Annotated in this window: 11 protein-coding genes; 4 read left to right on the forward strand and 7 right to left on the reverse strand. The window is 61.2% G+C overall.

The window, feature by feature from the left end; all coding sequences use genetic code 11:
• Positions 1 to 291: 291 nt before the first annotated feature.
• Together LJE91_05245 and LJE91_05250 are read right to left on the reverse strand one after the other, a co-directional pair.
• Positions 292 to 1,236, reverse strand: coding sequence for a glycoside hydrolase family 130 protein (locus LJE91_05245; GenBank protein ID MCG6868141.1), 945 nt, complete (start codon positions 1,234 to 1,236; stop codon positions 292 to 294).
• Entirely contained in the window at positions 1,223 to 2,266 is a 1,044-nt protein-coding gene (locus LJE91_05250; GenBank protein MCG6868142.1) for a glycosyltransferase family 4 protein, read from the reverse strand. The genes LJE91_05245 and LJE91_05250 overlap by 14 nt, the downstream gene beginning before the upstream one ends.
• A gap of 272 nt (positions 2,267 to 2,538) precedes the next feature.
• Between LJE91_05250 and LJE91_05255 the strand changes: the two genes are divergently transcribed.
• Complete coding sequence (locus LJE91_05255) at positions 2,539 to 4,053, forward strand: glycoside hydrolase family 130 protein (GenBank protein ID MCG6868143.1); 1,515 nt, start codon at positions 2,539 to 2,541, stop codon at positions 4,051 to 4,053.
• A 22-nt stretch (positions 4,054 to 4,075) separates the two neighbouring features.
• Here the strand turns inward: LJE91_05255 and LJE91_05260 are convergent, their stop codons facing one another.
• From LJE91_05260 to sucC, 4 genes are all read right to left on the reverse strand, one after another.
• Positions 4,076 to 6,412, reverse strand: a complete 2,337-nt coding sequence (locus LJE91_05260) for a glycosyltransferase family 4 protein (GenBank protein MCG6868144.1) — start codon at positions 6,410 to 6,412, stop codon at positions 4,076 to 4,078.
• 248 nt (positions 6,413 to 6,660) lie between these two features.
• Positions 6,661 to 8,322: an NAD+ synthase gene (locus LJE91_05265; GenBank protein MCG6868145.1), complete on the reverse strand. Its 1,662-nt coding sequence runs from the start codon at positions 8,320 to 8,322 to the stop codon at positions 6,661 to 6,663.
• 9 nt (positions 8,323 to 8,331) lie between these two features.
• Positions 8,332 to 9,222 carry a succinate--CoA ligase subunit alpha gene (sucD, locus tag LJE91_05270; protein MCG6868146.1) on the reverse strand — a complete coding sequence of 297 codons (891 nt, stop codon included), beginning with the start codon at positions 9,220 to 9,222 and terminating at the stop codon, positions 8,332 to 8,334.
• A complete protein-coding gene (gene sucC, locus LJE91_05275; GenBank protein ID MCG6868147.1) occupies positions 9,219 to 10,388 on the reverse strand; it encodes an ADP-forming succinate--CoA ligase subunit beta in 1,170 nt (389 codons plus the stop codon). Before sucC ends, sucD begins: the two co-directional genes overlap by 4 nt.
• A gap of 246 nt (positions 10,389 to 10,634) precedes the next feature.
• On the opposite strand from sucC, the gene LJE91_05280 reads away from it, so the two are divergent.
• The 3 genes from LJE91_05280 (at position 10,635) to hemN (ending at position 15,832) form a co-directional block, all read left to right on the forward strand.
• Positions 10,635 to 12,374 (forward strand): HAMP domain-containing histidine kinase, encoded by a 1,740-nt coding sequence (locus LJE91_05280; GenBank protein ID MCG6868148.1) that lies wholly within the window; start codon positions 10,635 to 10,637, stop codon positions 12,372 to 12,374.
• Between the two features lie 448 nt (positions 12,375 to 12,822).
• Positions 12,823 to 14,187: a sigma-54 dependent transcriptional regulator gene (locus LJE91_05285; GenBank protein MCG6868149.1), complete on the forward strand. Its 1,365-nt coding sequence runs from the start codon at positions 12,823 to 12,825 to the stop codon at positions 14,185 to 14,187.
• 259 nt (positions 14,188 to 14,446) lie between these two features.
• Positions 14,447 to 15,832, forward strand: coding sequence for an oxygen-independent coproporphyrinogen III oxidase (gene hemN, locus LJE91_05290; protein ID MCG6868150.1), 1,386 nt, complete (start codon positions 14,447 to 14,449; stop codon positions 15,830 to 15,832).
• Positions 15,833 to 15,965: 133 nt separating this feature from the next.
• On the opposite strand, the gene LJE91_05295 is transcribed toward hemN, so the two are convergent.
• On the reverse strand, positions 15,966 to 16,239 hold a 274-nt coding region (locus LJE91_05295), incomplete at its 5' end, for a sulfur globule protein CV1 (protein MCG6868151.1).

Below are 16,239 nucleotides of genomic sequence, written 5' to 3' on the forward strand. Positions count from 1 at the left end.
CAGTCTCCTCGACAACCTCAATCTCGCCCTGATGGTCAGCGGGACGGCGCGAAAGGGCCGGTGGCCGATCGGGACCGACGTCATCTATCTCGATTCCTCCGGTGCGAACAGCAGCCTCAAGCGCGTCGACCTTAGGCGATTTCTGTCAAATGACATACCATCCTGCTTGTCTTTGTCGTCCGTCCTCTGTGTTGCGACAACCGTTACAGAGTTCGACTATGCGCCGGTTGCCGCGCCTGGATGACGAACGATAATCCGGCGCAATCTGGTATGCCATTTTCCGGCAATCGCCTAAAAGGCTGGCCGGCTGTTGCTCAGGCAAAGGTCAACCAGATCGTCGAGGCGTGCGGTCCCGGCACACATCACGGTGTCCGCTCCGCCCCAGTATATCCTTACGCCGCCGTGGTCGTCGGCGACTGCACCGCAGGTAAAAACAACGTTGTGTACATAGCCCGTGATTTCCCAGGGATCCTCCGGGGCAAGCACCCATTCGTCCGAAACGCCGATCATCTTGGCCGGATTGGCGAGGTCGTGCAGCGCCACGCCGAGGCGATAGACCGCCCCGTCCATCGTCTCGAATACCCCGTGATAGATGCTGAGCCAGCCGCGCTCTGTCCGGATCGGGGTCGCACCGGGGCCGATTTTCGACTCGTCCCAATGGTAGTGCACCGGCTTCATCACCACCTCCGAATCGCCCCAATGCACCAGATCTGGCGACCATGAAAGCCACACGGACCAGGGGCTGATCTCCGAATGGGGGCGATCCAGACGGGCGTAACGACCGTTGAACCGCTGCGGAAAAATAACGACGTTACGCATATCCGCCTGGGTGATCAGTGCCATCCTCTCGACAGTCCGGAAATCCCGAGTCCTGGCAAGCGCGATACGCACGCCATGGCGCGAATAGGCACTGTAGGTAATCAGGTATTCCCCGTCGATGCACGAGATTCTGGGGTCCTCTACCCCGAAGGCCTCGTACTCCGCAAATACGCCTTCTGTCGCCGGCGTCATGAAGGGCTCTGGTCCAGCCCTGAACTTGAACCCGTCGTCGCTCTCGGCGATGCCGATGATCGATCGACCGTTACGCAGGTGAGATCTAAATAGCATGATCGTACGGTCGCCATACAGTGCAATACCGGCATTGTGTACCGTCGCCACTGGATAGGGGATGTCGTCCGGGGTGAGAACCGGGTTGGCTGGGTAGCGTTCGATCACCGGTCTGTTAGTCCGTCCCATAGCAGTCCTCCAGCGAAGTAAAGTTGTTCTCGCGATCCTTGAGGATCTTGCGATACACATCCAGGTACTCGTCCGCCATGCGCTTGCAGGTGAAGCGTTCCTCAACCTCGTCCCGGCAGCGCCGCCGGTTGATCGTGTCGATCCTGCGCACTGCTTGCACGGCCGCGTCCACATCCTCAACGATAAATCCCGTACTGCCATCACGAATGATTTCCGGCATCGAGCCCCGCTCGAATGCAATCACCGGCGTACCACAAGCCATGGACTCGACCACGCTCAGCCCGAAGGGCTCGTCGAAATGGATCAGATGCAATAGCGCCAGCGCACCGCCCAGCACATCTTGTCTTTTCTCCGGCCCAACGGAGCCGATATATTCAATCGTGGACCCATCGATGTGCGGCTCGATCTGTTCCTGGAAGTACGCCTCGTCCTGCACGATCCCGGCGATCACCAATCGGATGCCGGTCCTGCGCGCCACCTCGATGGCCTCGTGGACACCCTTGTCGTAGTGGATACGACCAAAAAACAAGAGGTAGTCCCCTGTTGCTTTCCGGTAAGAGAACTGTGCCAGATCGATGCCATGATGGATGGTGGCTATGTAGTCGAGCTCAGGACACCTGTCGGACTCGCTGATAGCCACATAATAGGTGCGCTTGTTGTACGTCCGATAGACCGGCAGAATGGCAGGAGACGAGAATCCGTGTATGGTCGTAACAACCGGTGTACCGGTAAACCCGCTGTAGCTGAGCGGCAGGAAATCGAACTGGTTGTGAATCAGATCGAACTCCCCCGCCCGTCTGAAAACTTCGGCAATATGCAGGCACTCCCACACCTTTGGATCGATCGAAGGATCTTCTGAATAGGGCCGCTCGCAAACCCAGGCAAGCTTGCCACGGGTAATGGAATCGCCGGTCGCAAACAGCGTCACGTCTTCACCCATCGCCACCAATTGTTCGGTCAGCAGGCTGACCACGTTTTCCCACGGCCCGTAATGACGCGGCGGTGTACGCCAGGATAGGGGGCTTAACATCGCAATCTTCATAGAGGAGCCTTATGGGAAAGCCGGAGCCTGGTCCCGGCGCCAGCACAGGGTGTTGCCATGAGCAACAACAGGCTATGCGTCACAGTAGCACAATAACCCTCAGGGGCTGCCAGCATAGAACAAACACGCCGGGTACCGGATGGGAGCAAACCCGCTTGCTTTACAGGAAAATAGTTTAATCTATTGGGGTTCAACAAAATCCGGCCTGGTCTGCCATACAGGCCCTACCAAGCGAACGGGACTTGTGCCGCGTGGATGCAATGAAGCCAGAAATCGGTCGTACCCCCCTTACTCCACTTGCGCGACGCAAGTCTCTCGTTATCACGGCAAACATTGGTCGGGTCATTACCCGACCCTATGTGCCGGGCGGTGACGAACGTATACGCAAGCTCATCGATCGAGTGCTGAATCTGGACGAGGGGCAGGCACATGAGATCCTGGAAAAAGTCTTGCAGGACTTCTCCCACCGCCACCGTTACTTCAGGCAGAGCCTGGAGCTAAACTTCCAACTGGTAGCCGGCTTTGTTCCGGATGTCGACCAGGTATCGAAGGAGCGGAGACTCTTGATCGGCTCGTATTTTACTGCGGAATACTCGGTAGAGGCGGCGGCTTTGTTCAATCCCTCTATTGTTCAGGTTCCCAACCAAGCGACAGATCCCGAAGACTCTTTCCGGTTCGTAATGAGCTTCCGTGCCACAGGTGAAGGCCACATCTCCTCCATCGAGTTTCGCAGTGGCCTTATCGATACCAACAACGATATCTATTTCGACGCCACGAGCGATTACGTCGATACGCCGGAGATCCATCCAAATCCAAGCTACGACCTACACCTGTTCCGGCTTAAACTTCAAGAGATGGGGGCGAGCAATGCGGTAACGCACCAACTCCTGAACGAGCTGCCGAACGATTTCGCCTTCAACGATCTGCAGGTAAAGGTCGCCGAGCTCCAGGACAATATCCAGCTCCCACCGGCGGAGAAGACGGACGGCATCGACATGGCGATGTGGCTGGCGCGATCCAACTACCAGATCCTGTTTCGCAAGGATCACCCGATTTCCGAGCGGGTGATCTTTCCCCTGTCGGAAACCGAGCGCAAGGGAATCGAGGACGCCCGCTTTGTGCGTTTCGTCGACGACGACGGCACTGTGATCTATTACGCCACCTATACCGCGTACAACGGAGAGACGATTCTGCCGCAACTCATCGAGACCGGAGACTTCCTCTCGTTCAAGATCATTACCTTGAACGGAGCCCAGGTCCAGGGAAAGGGGATGGCCCTGTTCCCGAGAAAGATTCGGGGCAAATACGTAATGCTGTCACGCCAGGATGGTGTGAACAACGCGATCATGTTCTCGGACAACCTGCACTTCTGGCAGCAGGCAAAAATACTGCAGGAGCCTGAATTCCCTTATGAATTCGTCCAGATGGGAAATGGCGGCTCACCCATAGAAACACCGGAAGGCTGGCTGGTAGTGACACACGGGGTTGGCCCGATGCGGACCTACAGCCTTGGCGTCGAGCTTCTGGACCTGAACGATCCGACACGAATCATCGGCCGTATCGAGGAGCCGATCCTGGCGCCGAACGCGCATGAGCGAGAGGGATACGTCCCCAACGTCGTTTATAGTTGCGGTGCCCTGATCCACCAGGATGAATTGATTATCCCGTATGCCTTAGGCGACCAGCGCTGCAGCATCGCAACGCTGCGGATACCCCAACTGATGGCCAAGCTGACAGGCGATGCAAACGGCGCCTCTATAATGACGGCACGATAAAAAACTGTGGTCGTCGACGGTCCTACAGCTCGTTCTGAATATCCAGCCGTGTAGGCTCGTCTCCCGGTGAACCCCCCTCCCGCCCTCGCTGGCTGTAGATGGCGAGTAGCGCCATGAGCCAGCAAAGGGTGGACTCCGCCCCCTGATTTTCATTGGCACTCTGCGTGCCCAGCCCGTCCCGGCAGCCCCCGGTAGCGTAATCGCAAAGCTTTACCCCCAGATCGTTCTTCCCTTGGTACCAGTTGAGACAGCGGTACGCATAAGAAATCCATTCCTCATCCCGCGTGCAATTGAACGCCTCGATGCAGGCATCCACCATCGAGGCCGCCTCGATGGGCTGTTGATCGAATCGCGCCTTGGCGCCGTCCCGAGTAAACCAACCGTCATTGCCGATCGCGGCGAAGTGGCGGCCTTTCTCGTCGGTCTGAACCTGCTTCAGCCAATCGAGGGTGCGCAGACCCGTATCCAGCATCTCGGCGTCGGGTATCCACTGTCCGGACAGCAGCAAAGCCTGTGGCAGGCGGGCGTTGTCGTAGCTCAGAATATCCTCGCACCATGGCCAGCTCTCGGAGGAAGAGCTCCTGAACCAGGCCATGAGCCGGTCCCCAAGTGTCTTGCGCATACCTCTCGCCCGGCTGTCGCTGCTGTAGCGGGACAAGTACGCATGGGTTCCGATGATGACAAAGGCGACCGCCCGAGGGGACGTGAAATGCTCGACAGCATCCAGCGCCCGCTGGAAGAGGTCGGCCGCATAAACCACCTCTCCCGCATCACGACCCAACGCTACCGCTATTCCCAACCCCCAGAGTGCGCGACCGTGGGAATCCTCCGAGCCCGTTAACTCGAGCCAGCGACGATCATAGGACATAAAGTTGCGGAACCGGCCGGTCTGTTCATTGAAGGCATAGCCCAGAAAACTCAAATAAACGCTGGCCAGGTCACCCAGCGAGGAGTCCAGCGGCTGGAGATCCTGTGCCGTAACGGCGACGATCAGGGCGCGGGCATTGTCGTCGACACAATAGCCGTGCATCCGATCCGGAACCGTGTAATTGGCATGCTGAAGCACACCCGTTCCATCGGTCATACGGCGCAAATGGTTCAGCCTAATTTCCGGCAAGCGTTGCTGGCGCAGACCAAGTGGCTCCAGCCGATGTTCGGGTATCTTTTTCCGAAACCGCTGTCGTTTGGCTTCTGCGAAGGTGTCGAGATAACGGCGGCCTACATCGCTCCAGACCATTTTGCGGCCGTACTGGTAGGCCCTTTGCTGGATGGCACGGCACTCGTCGGGATGATCCAGGAGATCGATGACTTCCCGTGCCAGGGCGACCCGATCCCGGAATGGAACCAGCCTGCCCCGATCGTCGGCAAGCAACTCCTGAGCGTGCCAGTAGGGTGTGGACACCACCACTTTTCCCATCCCCATCGCATAGGCGAGCGTACCGGAAATAATCTGCGCCTCGTTCAGGTACGGAGTGACATAGATATCTGCAGCGCCGATAAACTCCAAAAGGTCTTGGTCAGCAACGAAACGATCGTGAAAAACGATATGATCCGAAACGCCAAGCTCTTTTGCACGCATGTGAAGGCTGTTTCTGTAATCCTCCCCTTGTTCGGCCTTGAGGTGAGGATGGGTGGCGCCGACCACCATGTAGATGACCCGCGGGTGGGCTTTCACGATCACCGGCAACGCATCGATGACCACCTCAATGCCCTTGCCGGGCGAAAGCAGTCCAAAGGTCAGGACGATCTTCTTCCCGGATAGACCAAACTTGTCCTTGTAGTCATCGGAAACGATAAACGGTACGTCGGGGATGCCATGGTGTATGAGGACGATCTGCTCCTCCGGCACATGGTAGATATCGCGCAGGAACTCGATTGAGCGTTCGCTCATCACCACCAGCCGGTCCGAAAACTCGGCAAGTTGCATCATGATGTGACGATCCTGAGGGCTCGGATCCTTCAGAATCGTGTGCAGAGTAGTCACAACCGGCATCTTGAGATCGCGCAGCAGCTCGATGATGAAGCTCCCGCGCTTGCCGCCGAAAATACCGTATTCATGCTCAAGACAGACCACGTCGACCTGGTTCAGGTTGAGCAGATCGGCCGTGAGGCTGTATTCGTCCAGCTGGTTCTGGTTGATTTCGAGCCGCACCTGAGGCGGATAGGCATAGCCTTCGAGCCGATCGTTCATTGCGACGGCCCAACAGGCCTTGTCCGGGGCATTCGACGCGATGGATTCGAGCAGGTGGGTAGTAAAAGTGGCGATACCACACAGCCGAGGCAGGTGGTTGCCGATGAGGACGACGGACGTGAGGGCATCCCATGCCGGTCGTGAGCCTGCTGTGCCAAGTTTGTCCATAAGCGCTTCCTTCTTGATAGCCGGTAATCATTCGCAGGTGGGCGAACGGTACGATCATGATAACGCAGACGCGAAAGCCTGACCGCGAGGTCTGTGCGTGCACCGAGTGACGTAGCGGCCTCGCCCAAAAGGTGAGGTTTCGCAGCGCCCGATGTCAGGGAGCGTACGGGATCCTGCCGGATTGCACCGATACGCGCACCGGATATTCGCAGGCTACGACATGACCTCGAGAAAGACGCGAGTCGGACTCAGGCCATTGGATGCTCACCCTTCCCGCGTCGATCCAGGATCGCAGCGAACCCGGAGGTGATCGGATAGCGGCGATCCTTGCCGAAGGCGCGGCGGGTGATACGCACACCGGGCGGGGCCTGGCGGCGCTTGTACTCGTTTCTCAGCACCATCTTCACCACCCGCGTCACGGTGTCCTCGTCGTAACCGGCGGCGACGATGCGGTCGATCGACCAGTCCCGCTCCACGAACATCTCCAGGATCGGGTCCAGCTCGGCGTAGGGCGGCAGACTGTCCTCGTCGGTCTGATCGGGCGCCAGCTCGGCCGACGGCGGGCGCGTGATGACGCGCTCTGGGATCACCTCTCCAGAGCGGTTACGGTATTGGGCGAGCGCGAACACCCGCGTCTTCGAGACATCCTTCAACGGTGCGAACCCGCCCGCCATGTCCCCGTACAGTGTGGCGTAGCCCACCGCCATCTCGCTCTTGTTGCCGGTGGTGAGCACGAGCCGGCCGAACTTGTTCGAGTATGCCATCAGCAGGATGCCGCGGATCCTGGCCTGGATGTTCTCCTCGGTCTCGTCGGCCGGCAGACCCTCGAATGGCGCGGACAGGGATTGCAGAAACGACGCGAATAGCGGCTCGATGGAAATCTCGTCGTAGGCGACACCCAGCGCCCGGGCCTCCGCCCCGGCATCCTCCAGACTCATGGCTGAGGTGAAGCGCGATGGCATCATCACCGCGTGCACCTCGTCCGCGCCGAGGGCATCGACGGCGATCGCCAGGGTCAGCGCCGAATCGATCCCGCCAGACAGGCCGATGATCGCCCCCCTGAATCCGTTCTTACTCACGTAGTCCCGCACCCCGAGGACCAGCGCCCGGTAGATGCTGTCGAGCTCGTCCAACGGCGCCTGGCTGTCCCCCACCGGCAGCACGTCGCGCAGCGCCGCTGAATACGAGACGCACCAGAGTCCCTCTTCGAAGGCAGGGGCACGCAGCCGGATACCGCCGTCGCTCCCCATGACCAGCGATTCGCCATCGAAGACCAGCTCATCCTGGCCACCGACCTGGTTGAGGTAGACCACAGGGAGGCCGGTTTCGCCCGCCCGGGCGGCTAGTACCGCCTCGCGCTCCAGGTATTTGCGCAGGTGATAGGGCGAGGCGTTGAGGTTGACGAGCAGTTCGGCCCCGTCACGCGCGCACTCCGCGGCGGGCCCCGGTTCCCAGATGTCCTCACAGACCGTGACGCCCACCCGGACGTTGTGGACCTCCACCACGCAGGCTCGGTCACCCGGGGTGAAATAGCGATTCTCGTCGAAGACCAGATAGTTGGGCAGCAGGCGTTTATAGTAGGTTGCGGCGACCTCTCCGTCGCGAAGCAGTAACGCCGCGTTGTAGATCCGGCCCTCGATCTCCAGTGGCGCCCCGATCAGCGTGTCGATACCGGCAATGTCCCCGGTCATCCATTCGAGGGCGTCACGGACCCGTCGATGCAACCCCGGCCGCAGCACTAGGTCCTCGGGGGGATAGCCTGTGAGCGAAAGTTCGGGAAAGACCACCAACCCGGCACGATGCCGGTCACGGGCCGCGACGGCGAACTCGACGATCCGCGACGCGTTGCCCTCGATGTCGCCGACCAGCGGATTGAACTGCGCCAGCGCGATGACCAGATCCCCGCTCACCCGGAGAACTCAGCGCGGGATTTCGGCGCTGCCGGCGAGCAACTCCCGGAGTCGTTCCCCCATGTCGGCCGGTGAGCGCACTACCGACACGCCCGCCGCCTCCAGCGCAGCATACTTCTGCTCGGCGGTACCCTGGCCGCCGGAGACGATCGCACCGGCGTGCCCCATCCGCTTGCCCGGCGGGGCGGTCACACCGGCGATGTAGGCCACCACCGGTTTGGTCACATGATCGCGGATGAAGACTGCGGCCTGTTCCTCCGAATTACCGCCGATCTCGCCGACCAAGATGATCCCCTCGGTCTGGGGATCGTCCTCGAAAAGGCGCAGGCAGTCGATGAAGTCCAGGCCGTGTATCGGATCGCCGCCGATCCCGATACAGGTACTCTGCCCCAGCCCACTCTGGGTCGTCTGATAGACCGCCTCGTAGGTCAGGGTCCCGGAACGCGAGACGATCCCGACATGGCCGGGAAGGTGGATCGCGCCGGGCATGATGCCCACCTTGCACTCACCCGGCGTGATGACGCCCGGGCAGTTCGGCCCGATCAGTCGGGATTCACTGTGTTCGAGCACCTCGCTGACCTCGAGCATGTCCAGGACCGGCACGCCCTCGGTGATGCACACGATCACCCGGATACCCGCATCGACCGACTCCAGTATCGCGTCCGCGGCGAAGGCCGGCGGCACGTAGATCATGCAGGCCTCGGCCCCGGTCTCGCGCACCGCGCCCTCGACGGTGTTGAACACGGGGAGGTCCAGGTGCCGCCGCCCCCCCTTGCCCGGTGTGACACCGCCGACCAGCTTCGTCCCGTAGACCAGCGCCTGTTCGGAATGGAAGGTCCCCTGCCTGCCGGTGAAACCCTGGCAGATCACGCGTGTATCGCGGTCGACCAGGACGCTCATGATGCCTCCCCCACCGCCGCGACGACCTTGCGGGCCGCATCGGTCAAACCGTCGGCTGCGATGACGTCCATCCCGCTTTCGGCCAGGAGTTTCCTGCCCAGATCCACGTTGGTGCCCTCGAGTCTGACCACGAGCGGAACGGCGACATGCGTCTCCTCGACCGCCTTGAGGATCCCCTCGGCGATCAGGTCGCAGCGGACGATACCGCCGAAGATATTGACCAGGATGGCACGGACGCTCGCGTCCGAGAGGATGAGCTTGAAGGCCTCGGCCACACGCTCGGCGGTCGTGCCGCCACCGACATCGAGGAAGTTCGCCGGTTCGCCGCCGTGCAGCTTGATCAGGTCCATGGTCGCCATGGCGAGCCCCGCCCCGTTGACCATGCAGCCGATGCTTCCGGCGAGGCGGATGTAGTTGAGATCGTGCTCGGCGGCCTCGGCTTCGGCCGGGTCCTCCTGACTGATGTCCCGCATCTCCAGGAGATCCGGGTGGCGGTACAAGGCGTTGTCGTCCAGGTTGACCTTTGCGTCTAGCGCGAGTAGCTCTCCCGCGTCCGTCACCACCAGGGGATTGACCTCGACAAGGCTGGCGTCGCACTCGCGAAACAGGCGGTAGAGCGCGGTCAGGATCTTCCCGAGGGAACCGATCTGCGTCTTGTCCAGACCCAGCGCGAAGCCCAGCTTGCGGACCTGGAAGCCCGAAACACCGGTCACCGGATCGACGGCCTCGGTCAGGATCCTCTCGGGCGACTGCGCGGCAACGGCCTCGATGTCCATACCGCCGGCCGCGGACGCCATCACCGTGACGCGCCGAGTTGCCCGATCCACCAGCATGCTGAGGTAGTATTCGTGCCGGATGCCCGTCAGCGACTCGACGAGCAGCGCGTTGATCGGAAGTCCCCGGCTGCCGGTCTGGTGGGTCGACAGGGTCCCGCCCAGCAGGTCGCCGACCGCCTTGCGCAATGCCGATTCGTCGCGCGCCACCCTGACGCCACCCGCCTTGCCGCGCCCACCGGCATGGACCTGCGCTTTGGCGACCCAGCCCTCGCCGGGCAGCGAGTCGCGTACGCTGTCGAGATCGCCGGGTTCGCGTACGACGACCGAGGCCGGCACGGGGATACCGAACCGCCGGAATAATGTCTTGGACTGGTATTCGTGTAGGTTCATGTCTGTCCAGGTATCCTTTGAAATCATAGGGTTGCGACACGCACCGGAGTCGGTCCTGGCGAACCGCCGGGGTCGGACGAAGTTATCTTCCCTGCCCCCGATGCGACGACACCCGTATACCCATGTTCGGGCAGCAGGACTACTATAGCGTCTATCTCGCGGCTTCGCCCGCGGGTCCGGCAGCGGGGCATGGCGTCCCGGAGTCGCGAACCCCGGCACGAAGAAGCTGCCGCTCCCGACGAACCGATGAGTTCAACCGCCCGCCCGAAACGCGATACCCCAAGACATGCACTTGTTGCCCCGAACATACTCAATTCCTGCGCCAGCCACACCGGTAACCGACGCCTGGCGGCCAGTCTACTGATTCCTCACGGAGCCCGGACCGTGTTCTCCATTCCCGTTAGCGCGGCGCATCCGGTGACACCGCAGTGGAAGGCGCTGCTGGTGTTCAACTTCTACCGCATCGGCAGCGCGGGACTCCTGTTGCTGCTGTTTGTCAACGAGAAGCCTCAGTTCCTGGGTTCTTACCTGCCGGAACTCTACGCCTACACCAGTGTCGCCTACATCGCCCTGACGGCGTTGTCGTTCTTCGCGGGGTACCGGCGCACCCCCCCCTTCGCCGCGCAGGTCTACGTCATGGTGTTGGCGGACACGGCAGCGATCAACGTGCTGATGTTCAGCAGCGGCGGCGCCACCACCGGACTGGGGATGTTGATGATCGTTGCCGTGGCCGGTGCGAGCATCCTCATGCCGGGCCGGCACGCCCTGTTTTTCGCGGCGATCGGTTCGATCGCCGTCCTGTTCGAGGAGGTCTACGCGTTTTTCGGCCATCGCTTCGAGACGACTGCTTACACACAGGCCGGGATCCTCGGCGTCGTGCTCTTCGTGACTGCATGGCTCGCCATGACGCTGGCCAGACGCCTGCAACAGACCGAGATGCTCGCGCTGCAGCGCGGGATCGATCTGGAGGACCTCGCGGAACTGAACCGCCACATCATCGACCGCATGTCCCAGGGCGTCATCGTCGTCGACGAGAACGCCAACATCCGGCAGCTCAACCAGACCGCCTGGCGCCTGCTGGGCAACCCGGTCATCGGCCACATTCGCCCCCTTCGGGAGGTCTCTTATCCACTCGACCGGTACCTGTCCCGAATACGCAGGCAGGAACGCCCTGGCGAGACACAACCGGACCTGAGCGTCATCCAGGGTCTCAGGCTGCGGGCCGCGCACATCAATCCCGGGTCCGTGAAGAGCGGATGCGTTCTCTACCTCGAGGACGCTGCGGAGATCAATCGGCACGTACAGGAAACGAAACTCGCTTCCCTGGGTCAATTGACGGTCAGCATCGCCCACGAGATCCGCAATCCGCTCGGGGCCATCGGCCACGCGGCTCAGTTGCTGCAGGAATCAGAGCATCTCGATGCCGCAGATCTCCGCCTGACCGGGATCATTAACGATCAGACGCGGCGGATGAACACCATCATCCGCAATATCCTGCAGCTCTCGCGGCGCGAGCCGCCGCGTCCGGAGCAGATGGCGCTAAAACCATGGCTGACTGCGTTTTGCGAGGAATTCATCCGGGTCCGCGATCTGCCCGCCGACGCCGTCGACATCAGCCCGGCGCCGGAAACCATCGAGGTGAACTTCGATCCGGGACACCTGCGCCAGATCCTGTGGAACCTGTGCATCAATGCACTCAATTACGGCAGGGACGGCGACGAGGACGCGAAGATCGACCTGCGTGTGGGTGATCCGCGCGATACCGGCGCACCGTTTATCGATGTGATCGATCACGGCCCGGGGATCCCGCCGATGGACCAGACCCGGCTTTTTGAGCCGTTCTATACGACAAGCACCAGCGGCACGGGGCTGGGGCTGTACGTCTCCAGACAACTTTGCGAAAAAAACGGCGGCGCGCTGACCTATATTCCCAGCCCTTCCGGCGGTAGCTGTTTCCGGGTCCAGTTCGCACGGCAGATCGCCTAGCGCATCGGATTGCCACCACCGCAGACCGGGAAAAGCAGACCAGTCACGACGAAAATCCCCTGCGCGCGCGTGCGCTTCTCTCATCGTCCGCTATGCTCAGAACACGGCCGCGTACGATGCGGCCGGGAGGGCAAGGGTCTTCCGAGCCTATCGGATCAGCCATCTGAGTCATGACGCTTCGAACAACCCTCGTTCTGAGTCTGGTCCTGCCGATCGCCGTGGTTCATGCGATGGCGTCCCGGACCGGGGGCATCGCGAAAACATCTTCAATCCGTACCTGCGGGTCATCGGTATCGCCTGCGGCGATCATCCGATATACCAGCAGATGTGCGTGATGACGCTGGCGGCGGCCTACGAGGAATCCAGCGTTGCAGGGGGCCGGAAACCGCCGCGATGAATTGCAACCTGCACCGAGTTGACCGGTTTTACCGAAAAACAGGGGGAACGAATCTTGCCGTATGCGCTGATCGTTGACGACGAAGCCGACATCCGTGAATTACTCGAGATAACGCTAGGCCGGATGGACCTGCAGACTCAGGCCGCCGCCAACGTCAACGAGGCCAAAGACCTGCTAGCAAAGCAACCGTTCGACCTGTGTCTGACCGACATGCGCCTGCCGGACGGAAACGGTATCGAGATCGTCACACATATTCAGCAGCACTATCCTCGCACCCCCGTCGCCATGATAACCGCCTACGGCAGCATGGATACCGCCATCAAGGCGCTCAAGGCGGGGGCGTTCGACTTCGTGTCGAAACCGATCGAGCTGGGGTCCCTGCGTGATCTGGTTTCGAGCGCACTGCAGCTCAATACCGACACCGTGTCCTCTGCCAAAAGCAGGGGGGAGGTCGCGGCCGGGAAGACACTGCTCGGCGAGTCGCCGATCATGGTCAGACTCAAGGCAACCATCGTCAAAGTCGCCCGCAGCCAGGCGCCCGTCTTTCTCCATGGGGAGTCCGGCGTCGGGAAGGAGCTGGTCGCACGCAGTATCCACGCCCAGGGTCCCCGCACCGACCGCCCGTTCGTCCCGGTCAACTGCGGCGCGATCCCGACCGATTTGATGGAAAGCGAATTCTTCGGACACGTCAAGGGCAGCTTTACCGGGGCGGTCACCGACAAGGAGGGGCTGTTTCAGGCGGCTGGCGGCGGCTCGTTGTTCCTGGACGAGGTCGCCGATCTACCGCTGCACATGCAGGTCAAACTGCTTCGGGCAATCCAGGAACGCGCGGTAAAGCCAGTCGGGGCGCATCGAGAATCGCATGTGGACGTTCGTATCCTCAGCGCAACGCACAAGGACCTGCTGGCCGAGATCGACCGTGGAACGTTCCGGCAAGACCTCTACTACCGGATCAACGTGATCGAGCTGAAGGTGCCTCCGCTGAGGGACCGACTCACGGATCTGTCCCTGCTCGCCGGCCACTTCCTGGACCGGATTGCCGCGCACTGGGGGGAAGGCTACCTAGCGCTGGCGACCGATGGCTTGGAGAAACTCCTGCATTACACCTTCCCAGGCAACGTCCGGGAGCTCGAAAACATCCTGGAACGGGCGGCGACGTTGTGCGACGGCAACGTGATCCATGCAGACGACCTGCACCTGGCCAGGGCGCCGGCGCCCATCGATACGCCGCCTCCGGCTCCCGAGGAGGCCCCCGCCCTTGACGGCCAACTACGGGATTACCTCAGCACCCGGGAAAAGGACGCCATCGTCAAGGCGCTGGAACAGACACGATGGAACAAGACCCAGGCGGCGAAACTCCTTGGGCTCACCTTTCGCCAGCTTCGATACCGGTTGAAGAAGCTGAACATCGAATAACCACGCTGCCAGGCAGGGACCCTATCGCAGGGAGAGGGAGGCGGGATGATCGCAGGAAAAGAAAATCCCGGGTGTCCGCGACCGTTTTCGACTCACGTTTGTATTGACCCGCGTCATATACCTGCATTGTCAAACCGGATACAGTTGCGCCTTGTCCCGGGTGGGGATACCGTCTTGCGGTTTCCGTTGTGAGTGAATTACCGGGGACCAGGCTTCCCCGCGATTGCGAGCCAGCTCACCGACATGTTGAGAGGCGCTTGTGCAAGCCATTGAATTCGACAAGGAACTGATACGCCGCTACGACCTTAGCGGACCAAGATATACCTCGTACCCCACGGCGATACAGTTTCACGAGCGTTTTGCCGTCGAACAGTACCAAGAGGCCGCGCGCCGTTCCGACCAAGGGGAGAAACCGCGTCCGCTATCCCTGTACGTGCACATCCCGTTCTGCGCTACCGTGTGCTTTTATTGCGCCTGCAACAAAGTGGTGACCCGAAACCGCGACAGGGCGGTCCCGTACCTGGAAAACCTGTACCGGGAGCTTCGCCTGCAGGGGGAGCTGTTCGACGTGTCCCGGCCCGTGAACCAGCTTCATTGGGGCGGCGGCACGCCAACGTTCCTGAACCCGGAACAGATGGCGGAGCTGATGATCGTCATCTCGCGTCACTTCAATGTTCGAGATGATGACCAGGGTGAGTACTCGATAGAGATTGATCCGAGAGAAGCCGACGATCACACGATCGAGCTGCTGCGTGATCTGGGCTTCAACCGCGTCAGCCTCGGTGTCCAGGACTTCGAACCCAGGGTACAGGCGGCAGTCAACCGCATTCAGTCGGAAGAACAGACCTTTGCCGTCCTGGAGGCGGCGCGCCGTTGCGGTTTCCGTTCCATCAACATGGACCTGATCTACGGATTGCCGTTCCAGACGGAGATGACCTTCGCCCGTACGCTGGAGAAGATCATCTCCGCCCAGCCCGACCGGCTCTCGGTATTCAACTATGCCCACCTCCCGGAGCGCTTCAAGCCGCAGCGGCGGATCAATGCCGCGGACCTGCCGTCACCCTCGAGAAAGCTCGCGATCCTGCAGACCAGTATCCGCATGCTCAGCGAGGCGGGGTACGTCTACATCGGGATGGACCACTTCGCCAGACCGGACGACGAACTGGCCATCGCGCAGCGTCAGCGCCAGCTCTACCGCAACTTCCAGGGCTACTCCACCCATGCCGACTGCGACCTCATCGGCGCAGGCATCACGTCCATCGGCAGTGTCGCGGACACCTACGCGCAGAATGTGCGCACCCTGCAGGAGTACGACGAGCGTATCGGCGCAGACCGTTTACCCGTGTTCCGGGGCATTCGCCTGAACCGGGATGACCAGATTCGCCGGCACGTGATCAAGGAGTTGATCTGCCACTTCTCGCTCGATTTCCCGGAGGTCGAAGCAGCATTCGAGATCGAGTTTGGCCGCTACTTCAGATCGGAGCTCGAGTGTCTGAAAGCGATGCGCAATGATGGCCTGATCGACCTGAACTCGGACGGGATCCAAGTCCTGCCGCGGGGCAGGCTGTTGATCCGAAACGTCTGTATGGCGTTCGACCGCTACCTCAGCGGGCAGCAGGAAAACCGCTATTCGAAGGTGATCTGATCCGGACCCGGGAAAGGAGTGGGTTGGGCTCAGATGGAGGCTTACCGGCCAGGCACCCGATCACTCGAACGGGGACTGGCCAGCAAAAGAGACACTATCCCTGTGTCCTGTGTATTTCCCACGAATCTACAGCTTACTGACCGGACTGCTGGGCGGGTGCGGCGGGTGCGGCGCCACCGTAGGGCGCGCCATAGGCACCGGGATAACCGCCCCAGGGACCACCGCCGTAACCCGGATACCCACCCCAAGGACCGCCCCAAGGACCGCCGTAGCCGTATCCGCCGTAGTAGGGGTTACCATATCCGTAGCCACGACCATAGCCAGAGCCATAGCCGCGCCCGCTGCCACTGCCGCGCATGCTGAAGTCCATGTCGCCGAACATGTCGCCGAAACCGTCACCCCAGCCA

The sequence above is a fragment of the Gammaproteobacteria bacterium genome, assembly GCA_022340215.1.
Classification (GTDB): domain Bacteria; phylum Pseudomonadota; class Gammaproteobacteria; order JAJDOJ01; family JAJDOJ01; genus JAJDOJ01.

Excerpts from the sequence above, each read along its gene's own strand:
- LJE91_05245 (MCG6868141.1), bottom strand. The coding sequence starts at position 1,236 with ATGGGACGGACTAACAGACCGGTGATCGAACGCTACCCAGCCAACCCG.
- LJE91_05250 (MCG6868142.1), bottom strand. The coding sequence starts at position 2,266 with ATGTTAAGCCCCCTATCCTGGCGTACACCGCCGCGTCATTACGGGCCG.
- LJE91_05255 (MCG6868143.1), top strand. The coding sequence starts at position 2,539 with ATGAAGCCAGAAATCGGTCGTACCCCCCTTACTCCACTTGCGCGACGC.
- LJE91_05260 (MCG6868144.1), bottom strand. The coding sequence starts at position 6,412 with ATGGACAAACTTGGCACAGCAGGCTCACGACCGGCATGGGATGCCCTC.
- sucD (MCG6868146.1), bottom strand. The coding sequence starts at position 9,222 with ATGAGCGTCCTGGTCGACCGCGATACACGCGTGATCTGCCAGGGTTTC.
- sucC (MCG6868147.1), bottom strand. The coding sequence starts at position 10,388 with ATGAACCTACACGAATACCAGTCCAAGACATTATTCCGGCGGTTCGGT.
- LJE91_05280 (MCG6868148.1), top strand. The coding sequence starts at position 10,635 with ATGAGTTCAACCGCCCGCCCGAAACGCGATACCCCAAGACATGCACTT.